Origin of the sequence: Flavobacterium laiguense, from assembly GCF_003097655.1 — a bacterium.
Lineage (GTDB): Bacteria > Bacteroidota > Bacteroidia > Flavobacteriales > Flavobacteriaceae > Flavobacterium > Flavobacterium laiguense.
Window position 1 is genome coordinate 18,359 of sequence record NZ_QCZH01000004.1, and the last position, 24,311, is coordinate 42,669.

General features: G+C 34.9%; 23 protein-coding genes. 8 read left to right on the forward strand and 15 right to left on the reverse strand.

Annotation, left to right across the window (positions count from 1 at the left end; translation table 11 throughout):
• Positions 1–104: 104 nt before the first annotated feature.
• The 14 genes from DB891_RS05295 to DB891_RS05360 form a co-directional block, all read right to left on the reverse strand.
• Positions 105–479: a hypothetical protein gene (locus DB891_RS05295; protein ID WP_116761335.1), complete on the reverse strand. Its 375-nt coding sequence runs from the start codon at positions 477–479 to the stop codon at positions 105–107.
• A 378-nt stretch (positions 480–857) separates the two neighbouring features.
• Complete coding sequence (locus tag DB891_RS05300; protein ID WP_189337103.1) at positions 858–3,575, reverse strand: cation-translocating P-type ATPase; 2,718 nt, start codon at positions 3,573–3,575, stop codon at positions 858–860.
• Between the two features lie 23 nt (positions 3,576–3,598).
• On the reverse strand, positions 3,599–4,153 hold the full coding sequence (locus DB891_RS05305) for an AAA family ATPase (protein WP_116761339.1): 555 nt from the start codon (positions 4,151–4,153) through the stop codon (positions 3,599–3,601).
• 60 nt (positions 4,154–4,213) lie between these two features.
• Complete coding sequence (locus tag DB891_RS05310; protein ID WP_116761698.1) at positions 4,214–5,431, reverse strand: efflux RND transporter periplasmic adaptor subunit; 1,218 nt, start codon at positions 5,429–5,431, stop codon at positions 4,214–4,216.
• A complete protein-coding gene (locus DB891_RS05315; protein ID WP_116761340.1) occupies positions 5,424–6,683 on the reverse strand; it encodes an efflux RND transporter periplasmic adaptor subunit in 1,260 nt (419 codons plus the stop codon). Before DB891_RS05315 ends, DB891_RS05310 begins: the two co-directional genes overlap by 8 nt.
• Before the next feature lie 303 nt (positions 6,684–6,986).
• A complete protein-coding gene (locus DB891_RS05320; protein ID WP_116761342.1) occupies positions 6,987–8,240 on the reverse strand; it encodes a TolC family protein in 1,254 nt (417 codons plus the stop codon).
• A complete protein-coding gene (locus DB891_RS17875; protein WP_262497827.1) occupies positions 8,227–10,164 on the reverse strand; it encodes an efflux RND transporter permease subunit in 1,938 nt (645 codons plus the stop codon). Before DB891_RS17875 ends, DB891_RS05320 begins: the two co-directional genes overlap by 14 nt.
• 1 nt (position 10,165) lies before the next feature.
• On the reverse strand, positions 10,166–11,455 hold the full coding sequence (locus tag DB891_RS17880) for an efflux RND transporter permease subunit (RefSeq protein ID WP_116761346.1): 1,290 nt from the start codon (positions 11,453–11,455) through the stop codon (positions 10,166–10,168).
• Positions 11,456–11,531: 76 nt separating this feature from the next.
• Positions 11,532–11,738, reverse strand: a complete 207-nt coding sequence (locus DB891_RS17725) for a heavy metal-binding domain-containing protein (RefSeq protein WP_223256057.1) — start codon at positions 11,736–11,738, stop codon at positions 11,532–11,534.
• Positions 11,739–11,875: 137 nt separating this feature from the next.
• Positions 11,876–12,451: a heavy metal-binding domain-containing protein gene (locus tag DB891_RS05340; protein WP_116761348.1), complete on the reverse strand. Its 576-nt coding sequence runs from the start codon at positions 12,449–12,451 to the stop codon at positions 11,876–11,878.
• Positions 12,452–12,672: 221 nt separating this feature from the next.
• Positions 12,673–13,047, reverse strand: a complete 375-nt coding sequence (locus DB891_RS05345) for a hypothetical protein (protein WP_116761350.1) — start codon at positions 13,045–13,047, stop codon at positions 12,673–12,675.
• An 82-nt stretch (positions 13,048–13,129) separates the two neighbouring features.
• A complete protein-coding gene (locus DB891_RS05350) occupies positions 13,130–13,474 on the reverse strand; it encodes a phage holin family protein (RefSeq protein WP_116761352.1) in 345 nt (114 codons plus the stop codon).
• Positions 13,475–13,530: 56 nt separating this feature from the next.
• Positions 13,531–14,292 (reverse strand): alpha/beta fold hydrolase, encoded by a 762-nt coding sequence (locus tag DB891_RS05355; RefSeq protein WP_116761354.1) that lies wholly within the window; start codon positions 14,290–14,292, stop codon positions 13,531–13,533.
• Between the two features lie 93 nt (positions 14,293–14,385).
• Positions 14,386–15,099: a pyridoxine 5'-phosphate synthase gene (locus DB891_RS05360; protein ID WP_116761356.1), complete on the reverse strand. Its 714-nt coding sequence runs from the start codon at positions 15,097–15,099 to the stop codon at positions 14,386–14,388.
• 115 nt (positions 15,100–15,214) lie between these two features.
• Between DB891_RS05360 and DB891_RS05365 the strand changes: the two genes are divergently transcribed.
• From DB891_RS05365 to murI, 8 genes are all read left to right on the forward strand, one after another.
• A complete protein-coding gene (locus DB891_RS05365) occupies positions 15,215–15,874 on the forward strand; it encodes a CBS domain-containing protein (protein ID WP_116761358.1) in 660 nt (219 codons plus the stop codon).
• 57 nt (positions 15,875–15,931) lie between these two features.
• Complete coding sequence (locus DB891_RS05370; RefSeq protein ID WP_116761360.1) at positions 15,932–16,816, forward strand: NAD kinase; 885 nt, start codon at positions 15,932–15,934, stop codon at positions 16,814–16,816.
• Positions 16,817–16,968: 152 nt separating this feature from the next.
• A complete protein-coding gene (porG, locus tag DB891_RS05375; protein WP_116761362.1) occupies positions 16,969–17,646 on the forward strand; it encodes a type IX secretion system protein PorG in 678 nt (225 codons plus the stop codon).
• 4 nt (positions 17,647–17,650) lie between these two features.
• Positions 17,651–18,388 (forward strand): isoprenyl transferase, encoded by a 738-nt coding sequence (locus DB891_RS05380; RefSeq protein WP_116761700.1) that lies wholly within the window; start codon positions 17,651–17,653, stop codon positions 18,386–18,388.
• A complete protein-coding gene (locus tag DB891_RS05385) occupies positions 18,321–21,071 on the forward strand; it encodes a BamA/OMP85 family outer membrane protein (RefSeq protein ID WP_116761364.1) in 2,751 nt (916 codons plus the stop codon). The genes DB891_RS05380 and DB891_RS05385 overlap by 68 nt, the downstream gene beginning before the upstream one ends.
• 35 nt (positions 21,072–21,106) lie before the next feature.
• A complete protein-coding gene (locus tag DB891_RS05390) occupies positions 21,107–22,327 on the forward strand; it encodes an OmpH family outer membrane protein (protein WP_116761366.1) in 1,221 nt (406 codons plus the stop codon).
• A gap of 65 nt (positions 22,328–22,392) precedes the next feature.
• Entirely contained in the window at positions 22,393–22,893 is a 501-nt protein-coding gene (locus tag DB891_RS05395) for an OmpH family outer membrane protein (protein ID WP_116761368.1), read from the forward strand.
• Between the two features lie 107 nt (positions 22,894–23,000).
• The gene (murI, locus tag DB891_RS05400) at positions 23,001–23,789 is read left to right on the forward strand and encodes a glutamate racemase (protein ID WP_116761370.1); all 789 of its coding nucleotides are present in this window, start codon (positions 23,001–23,003) and stop codon (positions 23,787–23,789) included.
• A gap of 6 nt (positions 23,790–23,795) precedes the next feature.
• Here the strand turns inward: murI and DB891_RS05405 are convergent, their stop codons facing one another.
• Positions 23,796–24,311, reverse strand: coding sequence for a gamma carbonic anhydrase family protein (locus DB891_RS05405; RefSeq protein WP_116761702.1), 516 nt, complete (start codon positions 24,309–24,311; stop codon positions 23,796–23,798).

The window sequence follows — 24,311 nt, forward strand, 5'->3', positions numbered from 1 at the left end:
CTATAGCATTGAAACCATGTTCGAACAATTTAAACTTATATTAATGAAGATTTAAAGCAATATTTGCTTAGAATTTGACACACTAATGGCTGTCAAAATTGAATTTAGCCTATTTTAGGAATGAGCCAAAGTGATTGAAAACCGGAAGAAATAGTGGTTTTCAAATCATCAAAACCTCCTTTTTTTGTATAAAAAAAGAGTGCTTTAGTATTTATTTCTGCTACAAAAGGGGCAATAACGGCAATTTGCACGGAAGGAATATTGCAATTCGAATGACCACATTTTCCGCCACAGCCATCGTGTCGTTTCCCATTTTGATTATTATGGGAATCACAACAATCTTTTGCATCTTGTTTTGAAGAGACTTCTTTTTTACAAAAAACTTTATTAGAATGTTTATTACCACAAGCAAAAACCGCACTTGGTATCATTAAGAAACCAAATACAGCTAGTACTAATATGTAGATTTTTTTATTCATTCGATTAAAAGTTAGGGCAAAGCTAGGTCATTTCAGCTTTAATACAAAAATAAGCATCCTAATTTAACACTATTTATCGTTACCTATAACTGAAAAGATGATAGACTGAGAAAGGGACAAAACAACATTACATCTTATGCCCCTCCATTGGGTCGCTGCCTTTTCGGAATTTATATTCTCTGTTTATTACATAAGCTCCGGTAATCACAACTTTTTTTGAAGGATTTATTTCTGAAATAATTTCAATCCTCCCCGTTTATTTTCACTCCGTTTCAACCATAAGACTTTCAATTTGAATGTTGGTCAATCAATATAACTCCGATTTTTATTTAGCTTGCAAATGATGGTTTTTTATTTGTTTTAAGAAAAACACCCCTATTATACATTTTTGTATTCTGTTTTTTTACGGTATTCAAAAACAGTCAGACAAATTATTCCCGAAGCCAAAGGGAATAGCCAATCTACCAACAGTAAAGGAGAAGTGTGAAAATAAAGATTTAACAATGGCAGGTAAACTAACAACAAAACACAAGAAAAGGAAAACAAAAAACCGATAAAAAGTTTTTTGTTTGAGAATAAATATTTCCCGAAAACATTACCGGCGGTTCTTGCCGAAAGTACATTGGCGTAATTACCAAAGATTATGGAAACAAAAGTAACTGTGATTGCCTTTTCGTAATGATCTGAAAGATGGTGATTATGTAAAAACACTCCTAAAAAAGCCGAATAAGCTACTAGCCCTGTAATCAGACCATTGATTAGGATTCCATTCATTGTGTTTTTGGTAAGAATTTTGTCTTTCGGGTTTCTGGGAGGATTTTCCATGATGTTTTTTTCCGGTGGGTCATAAGTCAACATCATTAACGGAAACAATTCACCCACCATATCTATCAATAAAATCTGAACAGCTAATATTGGCGTTGCAATACCCCAGAAAGCTCCTGTAAAACCAAACAAAACACAAGACAATTCAGCAATGTTACAGGTAATATTTATTTTGATATTCTTTTCCAGATTCCAGAAAATGGTTCTTCCTTCTTTTACGGCGACGACAATGGTGGAAAAATTATCATCCAGTAAAATCATATTGGCAGCTTCCTGCGCTACTTTAGAACCATTTTTTCCCATTGCAATTCCAATGTCGGCTCTCTTTAGACTAAGCGTATCGTTTACACCATCACCAGTTACTGCTACAATTTCACCCTGTTTTATCAGCAGATCCACTATGCGGAATTTATCATCGGGAGACACTCTTGAAAATATCACTGCCCTATTTTTAAAAACAGACGTCAGTTGTTGGTCTGTCATCGATTGTAATGAGGTTCCGTTAATTATTTTCGGAAACTCATTGCCTTCATTCATCAAACCAATATTTTTAGAAATTGCTTTTGCGGTTATTTCATTGTCTCCTGTTATCATAAAGACTTTCATATGTGCCTTGAAAACAGATTCAATAGCTTCTTTCACTTCCTCGTGTGGCGGATCAAACATAGTAACGAATCCGGCAAAGATTAATCCTTGTTCAGCATCGTCAATCGTATAATCATCTTTAAATTCAATTTCTTTGTATGCAATGGCAATTACCCGTAGTGCATTTTCAGAAAATGTTTCTGACATAGACAGCATTTGCTGTCTTTGTGCATCTGTCAATTCATTTATATTTCCGTCAGAAATGATTTTTATTGATTTTTGCAATATGGATTCAATAGAGCCTTTGACAGAAGAAATAATTTTATTTTGATGGCCACGAATAATCGAAGCTCTTTTACGAAATGAATCGAATCCAAATGCTTTTATCAAAGGGTATTCTTTTTCAATTTCTTCTAATGTGAATCCGGCTTTCAATGCGAGCGTTGCAAATGCAGCTTCTGTAGGATCACCAATGCAATACCAAGAAGGATGGTATTTATCGGGGGGACTCACTTTTCCGGTGGAAGAAAGAAATCCAGAAAGAAAAAATAGTTTAGAATTTCCTAAAGAATCTTTTTTTAAAACATTGCTTTGATCGTCAGAAATACTTCCAAGAGGTTCGTAACCCAATCCTGAAACCGTAAAGGATTTGCCATTGAAGTAACACCCCGTGATGGTCATTTCATTTTTAGTAATGGTTCCTGTTTTGTCTGATGCTATGACAGTTGCTGAACCTAATGTTTGTGCCGAAACAATCTTTTTTATTATTGCTTTTCTTTTAGCCAACCTTCCAACTGCCAGTGCCAGTGCCATTGAAATTTGCGCAGGTAATCCTTCGGGAACCATTGCGGCGGCAACGCTTACGGAAAAAACAAGTGCCAATGCAATTGAATCATTTAGTAATAATCGCGTAGCAAACAGGAAGACTCCAACGAATAGAGTTACATAGGTCAGTTTCTTTGCAACATCTGCAATTTCAATTTGTACAGGGGAATCTGCAGACTTAATTTCCTGAGAGCTAGCACTTATTTTACCAATTTCCGTTTGTATCCCGATTGCATAAACAATACCGATTGCTTCACCACGAGCAACCGTTGTTCCCATATAAACACAATTTTTTATTTCAGCAAGAGGCAATGTTATATCGGTAGAAAATAAATGGTCTTTGCTTGAAGGCAATGATTCCCCAGTGAGAATAAATTCATTTACAGCAAAGCCATTTGAATAAAGCAAACGAATGTCTGCGGGAACGCCGTCACCTTCATATAGCTTTACAAGATCACCGGGCACAAGGTCTTCTGCAAAAATTTCAATTGTTTTACCTTCTCTTACAACCGTGCATTTGTTTACAATCAACTTTTTAAGTGAGGCAAGAATATTTTCGGCTTTCCATTCCTGATAGAAACCAATGAGGGAATTCAAGATTACAATAATTAAAAGTATGGAACCATCGCGTGGCTGCCCTAAGTAATACGCCACTAAGGATGCAACAATCAAAATGAGAACTAGCGGACTTGTGAATTGACCGAAAAGTATTTTAAAAACATTTTTTGAATTCTCTACTTTCAGTACATTAGTGCCATACTTTTTCCTAACCTTTTCGATTGTATTTTCGCTTAGACCATTTTCAGCATTACTGTTGAATTGATTAATGACAGTATCGATATGATGTTGGTAGAATTCCATATTACAATCATTTATTAGCTGCATTAAAGATTATTCAAAATAAAATCTACTCTTTCTGCTGTCGGGAGTATTGGAACGTGTACAACTGGGAAAGGCAAGGATTCATAAACTTCTGTAATAAGTGCATGGATTTTTTTCTGCGCTTCTACATTTTCATTCCTTGCATAATCATTTACCAAAGGAAGACAATCGAGAATGAAAACTTTTTTATAGGAGACTGTCCGCAGTGCCTCTGTCAGTTTTTTATCTACCGGAAGGTTTAAAAAACGATAGTAGGCAAGTGCATCTGGAATGGCACGGTCAAGAAACACCAGAACATCCGGTGAAATTTCATTCTCTTGTTCAATCTGCATGTCTAAAACCCCTAACTGGAATTCCCGTTGATTACTTCTGATCTCCTGTATTGTTTTTCCTTTCAGGCGTTGTGTATCGAGAAAGTGTCTGGCGTGTTCCATCGTGGTAACATACCCTCTTTCTTTAAGCAGGGTTACAGTTGTCGTTTTACCTGAACTTGGTCCGCCTGTTATGACATACCAGTTTGTTTGCCTTGTGTGATCATTAATGATATTTGTTTCCATTACTCAATTCGTTTTGGATGATTGGGTTGAAATTGGTCATACTGTTGTTTTTATAAAATTTTACATCTTATGTCCTTCCATTGGATCGCTACCTTTTCGGAATTTATATTCACTGTTTATAGCATAAGCTCCAGTAATCACAACTTTTTTTGAAGGATCTATTTCCGATATAATCTCAATCATTCCGTTTATTTCAACGCCTGTTTCCACCATTACGTTTTCAAAAACACCTGGCCGTTTTTCTACCCAAATATACGATGCATTTTGATCTTGGATTACCGCATCAATGGGGATAAACAATCCTTTGATATTGGACTGTTTTAATTTTGCGACAGCCTGCATTCCCGGTTTTAGCTGTAAATTTCGATTCGGAACTTCCAACCGAATGAGAAGCAGTCTCGTGTCTGTATTCACTTCTGGATTGATGAATGTAACTTTCGCTTGGTTTGTTTGTTCTGGAAAATCAGTATACGATATTTGTGCCGTTTGACCAATGCGCAACGTTTTAGCATAGTTTATGTTTACCTGCGTTTCAAGCCAAAGAGTATTTAAATCGGCTACTTTAATCAGACCGGAACCTTCCATGACATAACTGCCTTCGGTGGCAATTATTTCAAAAACGGTACCGCTGTACGTACTGTGAAAAGTAGTATAGGGCGAAACGTCTGCACTCTTTTTTATATTTTCAATTTGCGTATTTGACAAGCCATAAAAAAGTAGTTTTTGCTTGGCTGCACGGAACATATTTTGGGCGTTCTTCCCAAAATCACCAGGCATCGATAGTTGTTTGTATGCCGTAAAATAATCTTGTTTGGCTATGGCAATTTCCTCACTGTACAATTGATAAACGGGATCATTCTTTTTCACATAATCGCCGACAGTTTTAAAATACAATCGCTCAATACGCCCCATTGATCTGGTAGAAAGGGTATTTATTTTTTCTTGATTAACTGTCAAAACACCCGTGAACTTCTGCTCTAAATCACTTTGGGTTGTTCCAATAGTCTGAGTGGTAATATTCCCCAACTGTATTTGTTGCTTACTCAAACTGATTTCGTTTGTTTCTTTATCATTATTTTTTATGGGAGTCAACTCCATATGACAAATAGGACATTTCCCTGGTTTATCTTCTTTTATCTGAGGATCCATAGAGCAAGTATAGAAAACTGTTTCTTTTTTTTCATGCATGCTATGATCTTCCTCTTTTTTGGTATTACAAGCTATAAATACCGAAAACAGTATTGACAAAAGACCCATTATTTTTATCCTTTTACTCATGATTTTTTGTGGTTTTAATAAAGCTCTCACTATCCATTAGATATTGTGCGTTTTTAGCAATTGTATCTTTCACAGAAAGACCATTTACTATCTGAACAAAATCATCCATTTCTTTTCCAGTTTTTATTGCAATTGCCTTAAATCCATTTTCCTTTTTTATAAAAACTATTTTTTGGACTCCAACACTTACCATTGCTTCTTTTTGCAACCAAATTCCTTTTATTGGACTTGTTTCTACAATGCCCTGCAATCTCAAACCAATTGGCCACTTCAACGTACTGTTATTCAAATAAACCCGAATTCTGTTGGATTTGTCTGTTGCATTAAATTGCGTTTCTATGAAATTTATTTTTGCATTAAAGCTATCATTTTTATCCAATTCTGAAGTAATGACTATTGATTCGTTTATTTTTATTAGACTATTGTAACCTTGAATAATATTAAAAACACCCCATACAGCATCAGTATTCAGCAGTTTAAAAACTGTCTCTCCCTTTTTCACATAACTCCCTTCTTTTATATTTAATGCTTCGGTGTTGTTGCCCACATTTGACATTTCAGGAGCACTCGTATTTTCCATTTTTTCCGTTCCTGCAACAATTCCATGAGCTGGGCTATAAATACTGATTCGAGGATTTACTTTTCTGGAAGAGGACAATGCATTGATCTGGCTTTCTGTCATTCCATAAAGTAGTAGTTTTTGTTTTGACGCTTTAATAATCGACACATTATCGACATCATTAGAAATTAAATAAATAAAATTTTGCTGTTCGGTCAATAATTCCGGACTATATAAATCAAAGAGTTTCTGTCCTTTATTTATTCTCTGAAACTTATAATGAACATACATTTTTTCTATTCTTCCGCTTATTCGAGCGGCAATATTCACAGCTGAATTTGGATCATAAGCCACAATACCGGGTAATTTTATTTCGCTGTTAATTGTGGTGTCTACTGCGGTTGTGGTCTGGTAATTCCCGATAACAAAATTATCGGTCGGTTTCAAAAGATTGTCAATAGATTGATTTTCTACAACATGACTTTCTATTACCTTTTTTACCAAAGTCATTCCGCATATAGGACATTTACCGGGTTTGTCACTTCTAATTTCGGGATGCATCGAACAGGTGTAAACGGCATCTTGATGCTCGCTTACAGAATGATTATCTGATGGCAAGGCAAAGAAATAGATTGCAGTTCCAACAACCAAAATCCCTATAAAAACCAACCCATATTTTAAATAGTTATTCATTTGTTATATTTATTACTTTTTATTGGTCAAATGTAATTCGCGTATCGTCATTGGTATTTAAGACCAATTTACGATTATGCTCATTTTATCATTAACCTGTTGGGTGTAAATGTTTTTTAACCACATAGAAGCATAGAATTTATAGTTTTTAAAAAGAGTTTGATAGATGTTTTACTTTTCACATAGTCAATCTATGTGAAAAATAGTGCTATTTTCTATTCTTTCTTTAATTATTAGTTGTAAATCTATGCATCTATGTGGTTTGTTTTTTATTTAAACAGAATTATACCCAACGGGTTATCATTAGTTCGTTTCTAGTTGTTTTTCAATTTCTACTTGTGTTGCCAAAATACTTTGCAGTTTTTCCAACGCCTCAATTTGAGCCATATTCAAGGCTTCCCAAGCATCGAGAACCGCAAATAAATCTCCCGTGTTATTTTGCCACGCTATTATTGACGTATCATAATTTTTTCGCAAAGCCGGAATAATATGTTTATTGGCAATTTCATATTGTTTTTTCAAATTAGTCAACTCGGAGTTCATTCCCATAATCATTCCGGTTGTCTCGTTCAAAATCATTTGCTTTTGCCAATTCAGGCTTTCATTTTTAATTTGAAAACTATTGATATTGGCTTTATTCATTTTGGTTGACCACGGCATGGGAATTGTGATCATTCCCATTAAATTAAACTGTTGCGGCTGATTGCCAAAAGCAAACATATTGTCATATTTAATTCCGAATTCCGGCAATTGTTTTGCTTTTTCCACTTCCACTTTCAACCGATTGATTTCCATTGTTTTTTCAATGGCTTTAATGTCGCTTCTGTTTTGTGAAAGTTTCGCGGTATCCATTTCCGTCAAGCTGTATTCTTTGAATTTATAGATCGTATCAATCTCAAACGAAGTGTATTTATCCCTTGCCATCAATGAATTCAATATAAATTTACTTTTAGAGATGTCATTTTCCAGCATCACAATCATACTTTGCAAGGCGCTAAATTGGGATTTTGCTTTATAATAAGTGGGCAATTTATCCATGTTGTATTGATACCTAATTTCCATACTTTTAATCATATAGCTTAAAAGCGACAAATTTTCATTAGCTATTTTAACTTTTTTTAACGCAACTTGCCATTGATAATAATTGGTTTTGGCAACGGCATTCAATTGATTGATGGTGTAATTTTTGTTTTCTGTTTCCACAGAAGACATTGCATTCATATAGTTAGAATCGGCTTTTAGTTTTCTGGTATTGGGTATCATTTGGGTAACGCCTAGCATATAGGAACCCATCCCGGATGACATTTCATCAGCTTTCCAGAGTTTTGCATTATAGGGTGTCATAAAAAAACCGGTTTCCACTTGGGGAGGCATCCAGCTTTTTGCTCCTTTTGCAGCAGCATCCATGCTTTGAATATCGGCATCGTACATTTTTAATTGCGGATTATTTTCCTTGATCGTACTCAAGATAGCATCCAACGAAAGTGTTTGAGCATTACCATTTATAACGCTTAAAATCAAAACACTTATAACGAGAAAATAATTATTCTTTGACATCTATAAGTTCTATTTTTCCTTTTGTTTTTAATTCCCGAAGTTTGGATATTTCGAAAACAATTGGAGTTACTAATAATACATAAATTGTCGAGGTAATGGTTCCCCCAATAAGCGGAACGGTAATTGGGAGCATCACATCTGCCCCTGTTCCCGTTGCCCAAAGTATGGGTATTAACCCAAATAATGACACCGAAACCGTCATTAATTTTGGACGCAATCTTTTGGCTGAACCATCAATAATGTAGTCTCTCAAAATAGCTTCAGTTATGGTTTCTGAACTATTGCCGTGTTTTGCTACCATCTTGTTCATAGCTTCATTCAAATAGATGGTCATTAACATTGCCGTTTCAATCGCCATCCCAAACAAGGCAATAAACCCAACGGCAACGGCAACGGATAAATTAATTCCATAAAAATAAACCAAAAACACTCCTCCTATCAAAGCAAACGGAACCGTTATCATTGTGATTATAGCTTCCTTCATGGAATGGTAGGTGAAATATAAAACCAGGAATATAATAATGATAACGATGGGCAATATCAAACTCAATGTTTTATTGGCTCTAATTTGATTTTCCCATTGTCCGCTCCATTCCACATAATAGCCTTTAGGCATTTTGGTCATCATGGCATCGAGTTTTTCCTGTGTTTCTTTTACGGTACTTCCTAAATCCCGATCTCGAACATTAAATAAAACACTCCCACGAAGCATTGCATTTTCACTATTTATCATAGGTGGTCCGTCACTTATTTTAACATCGGCAACCGTTTCTAATGGGATAGGACCAAATTCCATTGTTTGTACTTGTATCTTTTTCAAAGCTTCTATACTATTTCGATACTCTTGTGCGTATCTTGCGTTTACAGAGAATCGTTGTCTACCTTCAATAGTTGTGGTTAGTTTCATCCCCCCAATAGCCGCTTCCACGACATTGTTGATATCATCTATGGTGAGTCCATATCTACCAATAACTTCCCGTTTTGCCTCAATATCAATATACTTCCCTCCCGTAATGGGTTCTGCATATAAATCTTTTACCCCAGAAGTACCTTCAAGAGCTTTTTTTATTTTTTGGGACAAAACATTTATAGTATCCAAACTAGCTCCGTAGATTTTAATCCCTACATCCGTTCTAATACCTGTAGAAAGCATATTGATGCGATTGATAATCGGTTGTGTAAAACCATTTGTCACTCCCGGAATTTGCAGTTTATTATTAATTTCCGTGACAATATCGTTCTTGGTTATCCCTTCCCTCCACTCCTGTCTTGGTTTCAACAAAATAATTGTTTCTATCATACTTATCGGACTATTATCCGTAGCGGTATTGGCTCGTCCGGCTTTCCCCAAAACATGAACCACTTCGGGTATCGATTTGATGAGTTTGTCCTGTACTTGCAAAATTCTCTTTACTTCAGAATTGGAAACATCGGGCAAGGTAACGGGCATGAATAAAACAGAGCCTTCGTCTAACGGAGGCATAAATTCCGAACCCAAGCGAGTAAACATCAAGACTCCTATCAATAGCGCAATGACATTAATTCCTAATACTGTTTTTCTCCATTTTAAACAAAAAATCAAAATGGGCGTGTAAAAACTTTCTAATTTTCTATTAATGGGATTCTTGTTTTCTGGGCGTAGTTTCCCTTTCAACAAAAAACTAATTAAAACAGGAGTTAGCGTAATCGCCAAAAAAGCATCGACTATCAGTATAAACGATTTGGTCCATGCCAAAGGGCTAAACAATTTACCTTCCATTCCTGTAAGAAGGAACACAGGCAAAAAAGAAGTAATTACAATTATTGTAGAATAAAAAACACCTGGCCCAACCAATTTTGAAGAACTTTCGATAAGTTTTAATCGTTCTTCAGTCGATAATGGGTCGTGTTCCTTTTTGAATATATTTTTTATTTTATTTGTCATTTTAAGTCGGTTGTTGGTTATTATCCATTTCCTCCTGTTTCTCCGAAATGGTTCTATAGGCATTTTCGACCATTACAATCCCGTCATCTACCACTACCCCAATGGCAAGCGCAATTCCGGTTAATGACATAATATTGGAAGATATTCCAAATGCCTCCAGCAAAATAAATCCTACCGCTACGGAAATTGGTAATTGTATCAGGATAATTAAAGCACTTCGCCAATGGAAAAGAAAAAACAATACCACTATAGAAACGGCAATCATTTCCTCGATTAAGGTCCCTCTTACTGATTCGATCGCTTTTTCAATCAATTCACTTCTGTCATAGGAGGTTTTAAAAGTTACGCCTTCGGGCAACCCTTTTTCGACTTCCTTCATTTTTAATTTGACCGCTTTTATTACTTTATCGGCATTTTCGCCATATCGCATAACCACAATTCCTCCAACCACTTCGCCTGTACCATTTTCATCAAAAATTCCTAACCTCAAATCTCCCCCCATTTGTAAGGAACCTATATCTTTTACGGTAACAGGAACAGCGTTGTAATCCTTAATTGCAATGTTTTCTACATCCTTTATATTTTTTACATATCCTAAACCTCTTATTATATAGGACATATCACTCATTTCAAATTTTCGACCACCAACATCATTATTATTCGCTTTGACGGCATTCATCACTTCCATCATGCTCACCTTGTAGTACTGCATTTTTAGTGGATCTAAAACCAATTGGTATTGCTTTTCAAAACCACCAAACGAAGCTACTTCGGCCACACCGGGTACCGTTTGCAGAGCAAACTTCACATACCAATCCTGTAAGGCTCTTTGTTCTCCCAAATCCATACCATTAGTCTCTAAATGATACCAAAAAATATGTCCCACTCCCGTACCATCAGGCCCTAATGTTGGGACTACGTTTTGTGGCAACAATCGTTGTGCAAAATTCAATCTCTCCATTACACGGGTTCTTGCCCAATAGGTATCTACATTATCTTCAAAAATGATATAAACAAAACTCATCCCAAACATTGATGCGCCTCGAATATTCTTAACTTTTGGAATCCCTTGTAAATTGGAAACCAAAGGATAGGTCACTTGATCCTCTATTACTTGTGGGCTTCTTCCCATCCATTCCGTAAATACAATAACTTGATTTTCGGATAAATCAGGAATGGCATCGATGGGATTTTGTTGCACACTATAAACTCCCCAAGCAAATAAGCAAGCGGAAACCAGCAATACAACCACTCGATTTCGCAGTGAGAATGATATCAATTTTTCTACCATCTGATTTGTTTTTTAACCCTATCAGTCCCGATAACTCCCGATAATTATCGGGACGGGACTGATAGGATTGCTATTTTTACTTTACTTTCTCGGTTAATTCCATTCCGCATTTGGAACAAGTATCTCCTTTTTTTCCTGTTATTTCAGGATGCATTGGGCAGGCGTACACTTGTGTCGTGTCTTCAGTTGGCGTTTTTGTTTCTGAGGCTTTCTCATTGTTTTTTTGGTTACAGGAAACCAGCCCGAATATCATTATTAGTAAGGCTATAATTGTATTTTTCATTTTTTTGAAATTTATTTTAAATATGAATGCTACTCTATTCAATCAATCATTGCCTTTGTAAGAAACTCATCGCAAATAATTATTTGTAATGACCCTTAAATTGGAATAAAAAGAGATTCAAATTTTATATGATGAAATTATTTTTTAAGATTCTCTTTTTCAGTCATTTTCATACCACACTTAGGGCAGTTTCCTGGCTTATCAGAAGTAGCTCCATCCATTGTGCAAACATATTTAGTAATAACTTCTGTACTTGTTTTTTGACCTTTGCCTGCAGTATCATGGTTGAGCTTGGTAGTTTTTACCATTTTCATTCCACATTTGCTACATCCGCCTTCGATCAAACTTACTTCATCTGGATGCATCGGACAAGCATAAGTCGTTTCTTGAACTTTTTGTTTTGTCATTTTCATGCCACATTTAGGACATTTTCCTGGTTTAGCTGAAGTTGCTCCATCCATTGTACAGATATATTTTGTAACAACCTCACTACTGGCTTGACTTCCTTTAACTGCGGGATTGTATTTTCGTTCCGTGGTTATAACCATTTTCATTCCACATTTGCTACATCCGCCTTCGATCAAGCTTACTTCATCCGGATGCATCGGACAGGCATAAGTTGTTTTTTGAGCTTCATTTTTTGTGTCTACTTGGGCAGATGCTACTGTAATTACTGTTAAGAACACGCTTAATACGATAATTAAATTTTTCATTTTTTTTGATTTTAATAAACAAGGAATTGACTTCGTCGAAATTTTCGATTTAGTGAATTGTCGTTTTGTTTTAAATTTAAATAATTTTGAATTGAATAGACTAGAGCATAATCAAATAATAGCAAAAAACTATAATTAAATAACTCCGTTAGCCGATTAAAAAAGGATTTAAAGCAAGATTTGCTTTCGATTTGACACACCAATGGCTGTCAAAATTAAATTTAGCCTATTTTAGGAATGAGCCAAATCGATTTAAAACCAGAAGAAATTGTGGTTTTCAGATCATTAAAATTTTCTTTTTTGGTATAAAAAAAGAATGTTTTAGCATTTATTTCTGTTGCAAAAGAAGCAACAATGGCAATTTGCACGGCAGGAATATTACAATTCGAATGTCCACATTTTCCGCCGCACCCATGGTGTCGTTTTCCATTGGCATTGTTATGGGTATCACAACAATGTTTTGTTTCTTGTTTTGAAGAAACTTCTTTTTTACAAGAGTCCTTATCTGAATAATTATTCCCACATGCAAAAGCCACACTTGACATCCATAAGAAACCAAATACAGCGAGTAGCAATATGTAGATTTTTTTATTCATTTGATTAAAAACTTAAGACAAAGTTAGGTCATTTCAGCTTTAATGTAGAAATAAACACACTAACTTTAAAACTAATTTAACACTACTTATCGTTACCAATAATTGAAAAAATGATAGACTGGGAAAGGGATAAAACAACACTAAAAATCATTGCAATCCAAAAAGTATCAACAGTAAAACCACCGACAATTTTAGTACAAAGTAAAATAATTATTGCATTTACAACCAATAAAAACAATCCTAAAGTAACGATTGTAAAAGGTAAGGTTAGCAGTACCATTATAGGCTTTATAAAAATATTAAGCAGTCCCAAAACAATTGCAACGACCATTGCCGTAGCTGGTCCGGCAACATGAACACCCGGCAAAAAATGGGCTATTCCAAAAACCAATCCTGCCGTAACAATGATTCTAATTAGTAAATTCATAGAAATGTCCTTTTAAAATTTCAATAAATATAGTAAAAATAATATTCCATTTTATTTTATTTTAAAAAAGTACTTACTAATTCATAAAACAGAGCTGGGTTTTCTGCATGAAGCCAATGCCCTACATTGGGAATAGTTTCAATTTTAGAATTCGGAAAATGATTTTTTATATTTTCAAAATCACTGTCCAAAATATAATTTGAATTCCCTCCACGAATAAAAAGTGTTGGCTTTTCAAAAATTAAATTGGGAGCTAATGCTTTACCAATTTCATTTATTTTACCGTTAAAAACACTCAAATTAAATCGGAACGCCAATTGCCCTGGCTCTGCCCAATATAGGCTTTTCATCAAAAACTGACGTGTTCCAAAATCAGGAATGTAATTCTTCATGGTTTCTTCCACATCGTTACGACTTGGTTTGATTGAAAAATCAACCGCATTTAATCCCGCCAAAATATCCTGATGGTGTGGCGCATAAAATTTAGGTCCAATATCGGCAACAATTAATTGATCTACTAATTCTGGATGCAAAGCCGCAAAAAGCATAGCTGTTTTACCGCCCATAGAATGGCCGATAATATTGATTTTATTTAGGTGATTGGCTTGACAATAATCGTACACATCTTGAGCCATTAGTTCATAACTAAACTCCTCCGAATGAAAACTACGTCCATGATTTCTTAAATCTAACAAATGAACCTGAAAACCATCGGCAGCGAATTGAGTTCCGAGTGATTTCCAATTATCGGACATTCCAAGAAAGCCGTGAAGAATTAATAGTGGTTTACCTGAGCCTTCTATTTTTGAGTAGAGCATTGTGTGTGATTTTAGTGCCGATAATTATCGGGAGTAGATTTTAGATTGCAGATTAAAACCTGTATTCTGGAATCATTGATCGATATTATAAAACTATTTCAATTTTTGCAAATACATATTTACCACATTTTCCAACCCTAAATAAATCGCTTCAGAAATAAGGGCATGTCCAATGGAAACCTCCAATAGTCCTGGTATATTTTGATTGAAAAACTGAATATTATCCAAACTTAAATCGTGACCCGCATTGATTCCTAATCCTAATTCATTTGCCAAAACAGCCGAAGCCACATAAGGCTCAATTCCTTTTTTATTCCCTAAGCCATATTCATGGGCAAAAGCTTCGGTGTACAATTCTATTCTTTCGGTTCCGATTATTTTAGCTCCTTCTATCATCTCTAAAACGGGATCAACAAATATTGATGTTCTAATTCCATTTCGTTGAAACTCCTGAACGATTTCGGTCAAAAACGAAGCATGTTTTATGGTATCCCAACCCGCATTTGATGTAATGGCATCAACGGCATCCGGAACTAAAGTTACTTGCGTTGGCTTAACTTCGAGCACTAAATCTATAAAAGACCCTTCTGGATTTCCTTCAATATTATATTCCGTATAAACAATCGACTTTAAATCTCGGGCATCTTGATACCGAATGTGTCTTTCGTCTGGACGTGGATGAATAGTGATTCCTTGCCCACCAAATTTCTGGATATCAGTGGCCACTTTAAGTAAATCAGGCACATTTCCACCACGCGCATTACGCAAAGTGGCAATTTTATTTATATTAACGCTTAATTTTGTCATAGAAACAGGAATTAAAAGAGTAATTTTTAAATTTATTTTGACAAAAATACAAAGTAAAAGGTAGCAGATTCTGTATATTTTTGATTATTTTGCGTCAATTATTGAGGATAGATTTATGACAGATATTAAAGACTATATTACAAACGACTACAAAGCAATTGACGGCCATGAAACTATTGGTGCTGTTCGAGACTTTTTTGATGATTTAAACTTCTCCCATTTTCCAGTTATAGAAGAGGGAATCTACATTGGAAGTATTGCTGCTGATGATATAGAAACTTTTGACAGTGACAAAAAAATACTCGATTATAAATTTACGCTGGAACATTTTTTTGTCAGATCCAATATGATTTGGTTGGATGTATTGGAAATTTTCGCAAAGAACCACACCAACCTAGTACCTATTTTGGATGAAAGCAATAAATATATTGGGTATTATGAAATTGAAGACATCATTAAATTTTTTCATGAAACCCCATTTCTAAAAGAGCAAGGTTCCATTATAATCGTCAAGAAAAACACAGTTGATTACTCGATGAGTCAAATCGTGCAAATTGTCGAAAGTAACAACGGCAAACTTTTAGGTCTTTTCATTTCAGAATCTGACATAAACACTGTTCAAGTAACCATGAAAATTAATTTAGGCTCTTTGAATGATATTATTCAGACTTTCAGAAGGTATAGTTACGAAATCATCTCCGATCATCATGAAGACAATTATATCAATAATTTAAAAGAACGTTCAGATTATCTAGACAAATACCTGAACATGTAACTGTTCCTATAGATTTTAAAAACAAAAACAAAATAAACCAACAGATTCAACAACAAAATGAAAGTAGCTATTTACGGTCAATATTATTTAGTAAGCACAGAACCCATCATTAAAGACATTTTTGTGTTTTTCAAAAATAATAATGTGGAAATGGTTATTGAATCCGATTTCTTAAAAATGTTGCACGAGAAAAACATTGTAAAAAAAGAATACAAAACTTTTTCTTCTCACACAGAATTGGACAAAAGTTTTGACATGTTGATCAGCATCGGAGGAGACGGCACCATTTTAAGAGCCATAACCCTTGTTCGTAACTCAGGCGTTCCTTTGTTAGGAATAAATGCCGGAAGATTAGGATTCTTGGCTACTGTACAAAAAGAAAACATTGCCGAATTCATGCAATTCGTTATCGATAAAAAATACACAATCTCAAAAAGAACCTTGTTGAGTTTATCCTGTTCGCCAGATAACGAAGCTATTGATGAACTTGATTTTGCCATGAATGAAATATCAGTGAGCCGAAAAGACACCACATCGATGATCACGATAGAAACCTATTTAAACGACGAGTTTTTGAACTCCTATTGGGCAGACGGCTTAATTATAGCTACTCCAACAGGATCTACAGGCTATTCGTTGAGTTGTGGCGGTCCAATTTTAACTCCAGATGTAAAAAGCCTAGTCATTACACCGATAGCTCCTCATAACCTAAATGCCAGACCGCTTGTTGTTCCAGATGAAACCGAAATCAGGCTAAAAGTATCCGGTAGAGAAGACCAATACTTGGTTTCGTTAGATTCTAGATTAAAGACCGTTAAAAACGATTCGATTCTAACCATAAAAAAAACCTCTTTCCAGATCAATATGGTAGAAATTCCAGAAGAAACATTTTTAAAAACCCTAAGAACAAAATTACTTTGGGGAGAAGACAGAAGAAATTAAATCAATTTATATACGAATAGTACCCACTTCTTCGTTTACAGTCATTAAAACCCATTACTTAGACCATCACCTTCTTAAAAAAATGTACTATTCTCACAATGGGTATTGATTCCTATTGATAATTATTATATTTGCACGCAATTTTTATTTTTATGAACAAAATCTTCATTTCTTTTTTGTGTTTTTTTGCCTACACAATTAACCATGCCCAAATTCATGAGGTAGGTGTTTTTCTTGGCGGAAGTAACTATGTAGGAGATGTTGGCCTGACAAATTACATTTACCCTAACGAACCCGCCTTTGGAATTCTATACAAATGGAATAAAAGCCCAAGACACTCCTATAGACTCTCATATACTCAGTCTCAGATTTCTTCCGATGACAGGGATTCAGAAGAAGCGGGCAGATACAATAGAGGCTATAGTTTTGTAAACAACATAAAGGAATTGTCTGCAGGGATTGAATTTAATTTTTTTGATTTCAATTTACATAATGACAAGCCAAAAGTTACACCTTATGTTTATTCTGGCTTGAGCTATTTTTTATTTGACGGTAAATATTTATCAGGTAATACAATAGAAACAAACGGAATATCAACTTCAATAGCAATACCTATGACTGTAGGAATAAAATCAAACATTTCCCGTAGCTTGATTTTAGGCTTAGAAGTTGGTGCTAGATATACATTTACAGACAATATAGACGGGAGCAATCCCAGCAACGAAAGTTTGCCTAAATTTGGCAATATAAATAATAATGATTGGTATGTTTTTTCGGGGGCAACTTTGACGTACACCTTTGGAGAAAAACAATGTTATTGCAGCGAATAAAAAAATGTTAAAAGACAAAATAAACACAGACAATCTACCCAATCATCTGGCCATTATCATGGACGGAAATGGTCGATGGGCAAAACAAAAAGGTTTTTTAAGAGCACTTGGACATGAAAGTGGCTCAAAATCTGTAAAAAAAATCATAAAAGAATGCTCGGATTTAGGGATAGGATTCCTAACACTGTACGCATTCTCTACTGAAAACTGGAACAGACCAAAACTAGAAGTAGATACCTTAATGAAAGTTCTTATTAATTCATTGAAAAAAGAACTTCCAACGTTACTAGAAAATAACATCCGAATGAACGCCATTGGAAATTTAGAAAAATTACCAAAAAACGCTCAAAAAGAACTACAAGACGTAATTAATAAGACAAAAGACAACACAAAAATGACCCTGACACTAGCGCTAAGCTACGGATCTAGGGAAGAAATAGTCAACCTTGTAAAAATAATAAGCGAGAAAGTTAAAAATAATATAATTTCAATAGACACTATTGACGATTCAATTATAAATGAGCATCTTTACACGCATAATTTACCGGATGTAGATTTATTAATAAGAACCAGTGGAGAACACAGGATAAGTAATTTCTTGTTATGGCAAATAGCTTACGCAGAATTATATTTTACTGATGTATTATGGCCCGACTTTAAACAAAAGGATTTACATGAGGCCATCATTAGCTATCAAAAAAGAGAACGTCGATTTGGAAAAACAAGTGAACAAATTAAATAATTATTTAGTGTTAAATAAAAGCATAAAATTAGTCCTTACCTTTTTTATTTTAGGAACCTTTAGTCAGATTAAAGCACAAGAAAGAGTCCCATTTGACCAAGGAAAAAAATACATATTAGCAGATGTTGCCGTAATAGGCGATATCAGCTTTAACCCACAAACAGTTGTCACTTTTACGGGCCTTGAAAAAGGGCAAGAAATCACTGTTCCAGGAGAACAAATCAGCAGTGCCATTAAAAAACTAGGAAAGCTTGGTCTTTTTGATGAAATTACATTTTATGTAAACAGAATACAGAACGACAGTATATACCTCGATTTAAACATCAAGGAATTACCAAAAATCAATGAAGTCAAAATTGTTGGTGTCACAAAAAGCAAATCAGAAACTTATATTAAAGAAAACGGGCTTGCTAAAGGCAAAATTGTAACCGAAAATTTAGTTACAACCACAAAAAACTACATTGAAAAACAATATAAAAAAGATGGCTTTTTTAATGCCAAAGTATTCATAACTACAACTAAAGACACTGCTACAGCAAATGAAGTTAACATGCTTGTGAATGTAGACAAAGGAGAAAAAGTAAAAATTTATAATATTGAAATTGAAGGCAACAAGGAAATAAATGACAGCAAACTCCTTACCTCAATGAAAAATACAAAAAAGCAAAGTTTTTTCCACGTATTAAAAAGGTCTAAATATATTGAAGACAAATATCAGGAAGATTTAGAATCGATAGTAAGCGATTACAAAAAAATCGGATATAGAGATGCCCGAATTAAAAAAGATTCTGTTTCCTACAATAAAGAAAAAAACGCATTATACATTAAAATCAACGTAGAAGAGGGGCAAAAATACTATTTTGGAAACATTAAATTCATAGGTAACACAGTCTATTCAGATCAAGGATTAAGCAGTATGTTAGGTATTCGATCTGGAGACACCTATAATGGAGTACTGTTACAAGAAAGAATCGCAGACAAATCTAAACCAGATGGAGATGATATTACCAATTTATACCAAAATAACGGATACTTATTTTCGACCATAAATGCAGTAGAGACCAAAACGGTAGACAACACCATTGACTTTGAAATACGAGTAACGGAAGGTCCTATAGCTTATTTTAACAAAATAACTGTAGTAGGAAATGACAAAACAAATGATGAAGTTATTTACCGAGAATTGAGAACTCATCCAGGCGAGAAATACAATAAAGCAGAACTTGTAAGAACTATTAGAGAAATTGGACAATTAGGATTTTTTGATCCTGAAAAAATTGATCCAAAATTCAAAAATGTAGATTCTGCAGCTGGCACGGTAGATATTGAATACAATCTTGTAGAAAAAGGAGCGAGCCAAATAGAGCTACAAGGAGGTTACGGCGGTGGTGGTTTCGTAGGAACCTTGGGACTGTCCTTTAATAACTTTTCGGCAAGAAATTTATTTAACAAAGATGCCTACAAACCACTACCGATGGGAGATGGACAAAAAGTTGCTTTACGATTACAAGCGAGTTCTTACTACAAAACCTATAGCTTATCGTTTTCTGAGCCTTGGTTTGGAGGTAAAAGACCCGTTCAATTCAACTCATCTTTTGCCTTTAGTCAGCAATATAATTCCAATTATCAAACTCAGAGGGTAGATAAATCTAAATACATTAACATCACAACGTTATCTGTAGGAATAGCAAAAAGATTAACCGTTCCAGACGACAATTTTGTACTTTCTCAATCCGTAAGTTACCAACAATACGATCTACATAATTATCTTTATGGTTTATTTACATTCGCTAATGGGCAATCAAGAAACTTATCGTATACCGTAGGTCTAACAAGAAACAGTAAAGGTATAAACCCTATATTCCCAACATACGGTTCGGAATTTGGTGTTGTAGGAGAGTTTACACTTCCGTATTCTCTATTTAACGGAATCGATTATGCAACATTAGGAGATCAAGAAAAATACAAATACGTCTATAATGGCACCTCATATGTAGATGATAATGACCGAGTTGTAAATGCAGGAGATTATCTTGATAAATTACCAAATAGTGGCACAGGAGTGCCAAATAAAGTAGATCCTGACAAATATCAAGATGCGGCTGCCGATCCAGCAAAAGTAGACCAAGAAAAATACAAATGGTTAGAGTATTACAAAGTGCAGTTTACAGGAGATTGGTTTACATCAGTATATAAAAAACTGGTATTACGCACATTAATGCAATTTGGATTTTTAGGCGCTTACAATCAAGACAGAGGGGTTATTCCATTTGAAAGATATTATATGGGAGGAGACGGTATGGCCGGAAGCTCAATAGACGGAAGACAAAACATCCAGTTAAGAGGATACGAAAATGATTCCTTAACACCCGCAAACGAAAATGGAGAAGCGTATGGAGCCACCATTTACAACAAATTTTCATTAGAATTACGTTATCCTATAACATTAAAAGCATCGGCATCCATATACGCATTAACTTTTGCGGAAGCAGGTTCCTCTTATGCACAATTTTCAGATTATCGACCGTTTGATTTAAGTCGTTCGGCCGGGGTAGGATTAAGAGTATTTATGCCCGCTTTTGGTTTATTGGGAATTGATTTCGGATATGGATTTGATCCTATCCCAGGGGCGATTCAACCAAGCGGTTGGCAAACTCACTTTATAATTGGTCAGCAATTTTAAGTATATTAGTGCGGAATTTCTAAAATTTAAAAATTATGAGAAAACATTTTTTATTTATAATTTTACTCCTAATTGCAACAACTGCAATTAACGCACAGACCAAAGGTAATAAAGTGGGCTATATCGATATGGAATACATTTTGCAAAATGTTCCCAATTATATCGAAGCCAAAGCCCAATTAGAAGAGAAAGCCCAAAAATGGAAACAAGAAATTGAAACTAGGAAAATAGAAATCAATAAACTTAATGATGCTTTAAAAGCAGAAAAGCCATTACTGACGGCAGAGCTAATTGAAGAAAGAGAAACAGAAATAAAGTTCCTGGAAACGGAAAAATTAGATTACCAACAAAAAAGATTTGGCCCAAATGGCGATTTGATTACGCAAAAAGCAGGATTAGTAAAACCCCTTCAAGATCAAATTTTTACGGCTGTGCAAGATATTGCAGAAGCAAAAAAATATGATTTCATATTTGACAAATCATCACACTTAACCATTCTTTTTGCTGCAAAAAGATTTGACATTAGTGATCAAGTGTTACGAGTGCTAAATCGAACCGAAAAAAGGGAACAGCTGACCAAAAAACAGTTAAAAGAAGAAGAAGAAAAAGAGAACAAAGAAGATGCTATTGATGAAAACCCAGTTTTAGCAGAAAGGGAGAAAGCATTACAAGATAAAAAAACAGCACGGGAACTATTAATTGAAACCAAAAGGCTAGCACAGGAAGAAACAAAAAGACTGTACGAAGAAAAACGAAAACAACTGCTTGCCGAAAGAGAAGCTAAAAAAAAGGGTACAGTTGTTGCAAAAACAACAGCTAAAACTACTAATCCGGATAGTACTGTAGAAAAAACCACTACAGAGACTATTAAACCGAGTCCACAAGAAGAACAAAAAAGGCTTTTAGAAGAGAAAAGAAAAAAAACTCTTGAAGACAGAGAAGCCGCAAAAAAAGCTGCCGAAGAAAAAAGTGCGAAAGAACTCGCAGACAGAGCCGCTAAAAAAAACAGCACGACGGCAACAAAAACAAATGAAACAACAGAAAAAGCCCCTGTCCCGAGTAATGTTGTAGAAAAAACAACAACAGAATTTAAACCAACAACCGAAGAGGTTAAACCAACCACTGTTGAAGAACGCAAGAAAGCACTCGAAGAACGAAGAAAAAAAATTCTGGAAGAGAGAGAAGCTACAAAAAAAGCTGCCGAAGAAAAGAGATTGAAAGAGCTGGAAGAAAAAGAAGCTGCAAAAAAAGGCTGATAAACGATAAATCAATAAAAAAGCAAAAACACAAATACTAATTAATTACTAAATATTTTAAAACGATGAAACAAATCAAAACTTTACTAATTGCTGCAATTCTTATATTAGGTGCGTCTCAAAACATTAACGCACAAACTAAAGTAGCTCATGTTGATGTAAGCGAAATTATGGGAAAAATGCCTGCTATGCTTGATGCTCAAAAACAATTGGAGAAATTAAGTGGGACTTATGATGCAGACTACAAAAAAATGGTTGAAGAATACCAAGCAAAATTAAAAAAATATGAAGCTGAATCAGCAACAGTTACTGAAGCTATAAATCAAGAGCGTTCTAAAGAAGTTCAAGACATGCAAAAAAGAATCGTTGACTTTAGAGACAATGCTCAAAAAGAATTACAAACTAAAGAATCTGAAATTGTAAAACCAATTATGGAAAAAGTAAGAGCTTCTATCCAAAAAGTGGGGAAAGCAAAAGGATTCCAATATGTTTTAGACGGATCTACTCTTTTGCTTGCAGACGGAACAAACATTACTGTTGATGTAAAAAAAGATTTAGGATTTTAATACATAAAATACATCTATAAACTGCTCTTCCAAAATATTGGTCGAGCAGTTTTTTTTTACAATAAAAATTGTAGTATATTTAAAGTATAGCTTATAAATTTGCATCTATGACAAACGATCAACCAATCGGTATTTTTGACTCTGGAATAGGAGGAACATCCATCTGGAAAGCCATTCATAATTTGCTGCCAAACGAGAAAACCATTTATCTGGCAGACAGCAAAAATGCTCCTTATGGACAAAAATCAAAAGAGGAAATCATTGCTTTGAGCATGAAAAATACGGACTTATTGATTGAGATGAACTGCAAACTAATAGTTGTGGCTTGCAATACGGCCACCACCAATGCCATTCAAGAATTGAGGGCTAAATATACTGTACCATTCATTGGAATCGAGCCCGCCATAAAACCCGCAGCGACACATTCAAAAACACAAACAATAGGAATTCTGGCCACAAAAGGAACCCTAAACAGTGAACTTTTCAATAAGACTACAGAAATGTATCACGACACTAAAATCGTTGAACAAGTAGGTCACGGATTAGTCCAACTCATAGAAAATGGCGATATTAATTCACCCGAAATGACTGAATTACTAGGTTCCTATCTTACTCCTATGATTGAAGCCAATATCGATTATCTCGTATTGGGATGCAGTCATTACCCCTACTTAATTCCTCAAATAAAAAAAATTCTGCCAGAACACATTCAAATCATTGATTCTGGAGAGGCAGTTGCCAAACAAACCCAAAACATACTCAAAGACAAAGTAGGTTTTTCGAGTGCCCAAAGTAGCTCCCGAAGCGTCGGGACGATTTTCTATACCAATTCAAATCCAAAAGTTTTGGCTGAGATTTTAGAAAATAAATACACTGTTGAGGAGAGGGATTTTTAAAAAAAATTACTCCTCCTTAAACCAACTCGAATACATCACGTAATTATTGGAAATACGCTCAATTTCTCCAGCAAAATTAGACTGATCAATATCTTTGACCTTCTTGGCAGGAACACCAGCCCAAATGGAGCCCGATTCTATCACCGTGTTTTGAGTCACAACAGCTCCGGCAGCAATAATAGAATTACTTCCAACAGTACAATTGTCCATTACTATAGATCCCATTCCTATCAACACATTGTCATGAATCGTGCATCCATGCACAATGGCATTATGACCAATAGAAACATTATTCCCAATAATAGTTGGATGTTTTTGATAGGTACAATGTATAATGGCTCCGTCTTGTATATTGACTTTGTTACCAATAGTAATAAAATGGACATCGCCACGAATTACCGCATTAAACCAAACACTACAGGACGATCCAAAAGTAACATCACCAACTATAGTAGCATTCTCTGCCACATAACAATCTTCAGGAATATTGGGTGATTTTCCGTTAACAGACTTTATTATCAT

Bases quoted from the DNA above. Each gene is read 5' to 3' on its own strand.
- DB891_RS17880 (WP_116761346.1), bottom strand. From the start codon at position 11,455: ATGGTAGAAAAATTGATATCATTCTCACTGCGAAATCGAGTGGTTGTA.
- DB891_RS05355 (WP_116761354.1), bottom strand. From the start codon at position 14,292: ATGCTCTACTCAAAAATAGAAGGCTCAGGTAAACCACTATTAATTCTT.
- DB891_RS05370 (WP_116761360.1), top strand. From the start codon at position 15,932: ATGAAAGTAGCTATTTACGGTCAATATTATTTAGTAAGCACAGAACCC.
- DB891_RS05340 (WP_116761348.1), bottom strand. From the start codon at position 12,451: ATGAAAAATTTAATTATCGTATTAAGCGTGTTCTTAACAGTAATTACA.
- DB891_RS05295 (WP_116761335.1), bottom strand. From the start codon at position 479: ATGAATAAAAAAATCTACATATTAGTACTAGCTGTATTTGGTTTCTTA.
- DB891_RS05315 (WP_116761340.1), bottom strand. From the start codon at position 6,683: ATGAATAACTATTTAAAATATGGGTTGGTTTTTATAGGGATTTTGGTT.
- DB891_RS05345 (WP_116761350.1), bottom strand. From the start codon at position 13,047: ATGAATAAAAAAATCTACATATTGCTACTCGCTGTATTTGGTTTCTTA.
- DB891_RS17875 (WP_262497827.1), bottom strand. From the start codon at position 10,164: ATGACAAATAAAATAAAAAATATATTCAAAAAGGAACACGACCCATTA.
- DB891_RS05305 (WP_116761339.1), bottom strand. From the start codon at position 4,153: ATGGAAACAAATATCATTAATGATCACACAAGGCAAACAAACTGGTAT.
- DB891_RS05380 (WP_116761700.1), top strand. From the start codon at position 17,651: ATGTTAAAAGACAAAATAAACACAGACAATCTACCCAATCATCTGGCC.
- DB891_RS05385 (WP_116761364.1), top strand. From the start codon at position 18,321: ATGAGGCCATCATTAGCTATCAAAAAAGAGAACGTCGATTTGGAAAAA.
- DB891_RS05300 (WP_189337103.1), bottom strand. From the start codon at position 3,575: ATGGAATTCTACCAACATCATATCGATACTGTCATTAATCAATTCAAC.
- DB891_RS05320 (WP_116761342.1), bottom strand. From the start codon at position 8,240: ATGTCAAAGAATAATTATTTTCTCGTTATAAGTGTTTTGATTTTAAGC.
- DB891_RS05350 (WP_116761352.1), bottom strand. From the start codon at position 13,474: ATGAATTTACTAATTAGAATCATTGTTACGGCAGGATTGGTTTTTGGA.
- DB891_RS05405 (WP_116761702.1), bottom strand. From the start codon at position 24,311: ATGATAATAAAGTCTGTTAACGGAAAATCACCCAATATTCCTGAAGAT.
- DB891_RS05395 (WP_116761368.1), top strand. From the start codon at position 22,393: ATGAAACAAATCAAAACTTTACTAATTGCTGCAATTCTTATATTAGGT.
- DB891_RS17725 (WP_223256057.1), bottom strand. From the start codon at position 11,738: ATGAAAAATACAATTATAGCCTTACTAATAATGATATTCGGGCTGGTT.
- murI (WP_116761370.1), top strand. From the start codon at position 23,001: ATGACAAACGATCAACCAATCGGTATTTTTGACTCTGGAATAGGAGGA.
- porG (WP_116761362.1), top strand. From the start codon at position 16,969: ATGAACAAAATCTTCATTTCTTTTTTGTGTTTTTTTGCCTACACAATT.
- DB891_RS05365 (WP_116761358.1), top strand. From the start codon at position 15,215: ATGACAGATATTAAAGACTATATTACAAACGACTACAAAGCAATTGAC.
- DB891_RS05310 (WP_116761698.1), bottom strand. From the start codon at position 5,431: ATGAGTAAAAGGATAAAAATAATGGGTCTTTTGTCAATACTGTTTTCG.
- DB891_RS05390 (WP_116761366.1), top strand. From the start codon at position 21,107: ATGAGAAAACATTTTTTATTTATAATTTTACTCCTAATTGCAACAACT.
- DB891_RS05360 (WP_116761356.1), bottom strand. From the start codon at position 15,099: ATGACAAAATTAAGCGTTAATATAAATAAAATTGCCACTTTGCGTAAT.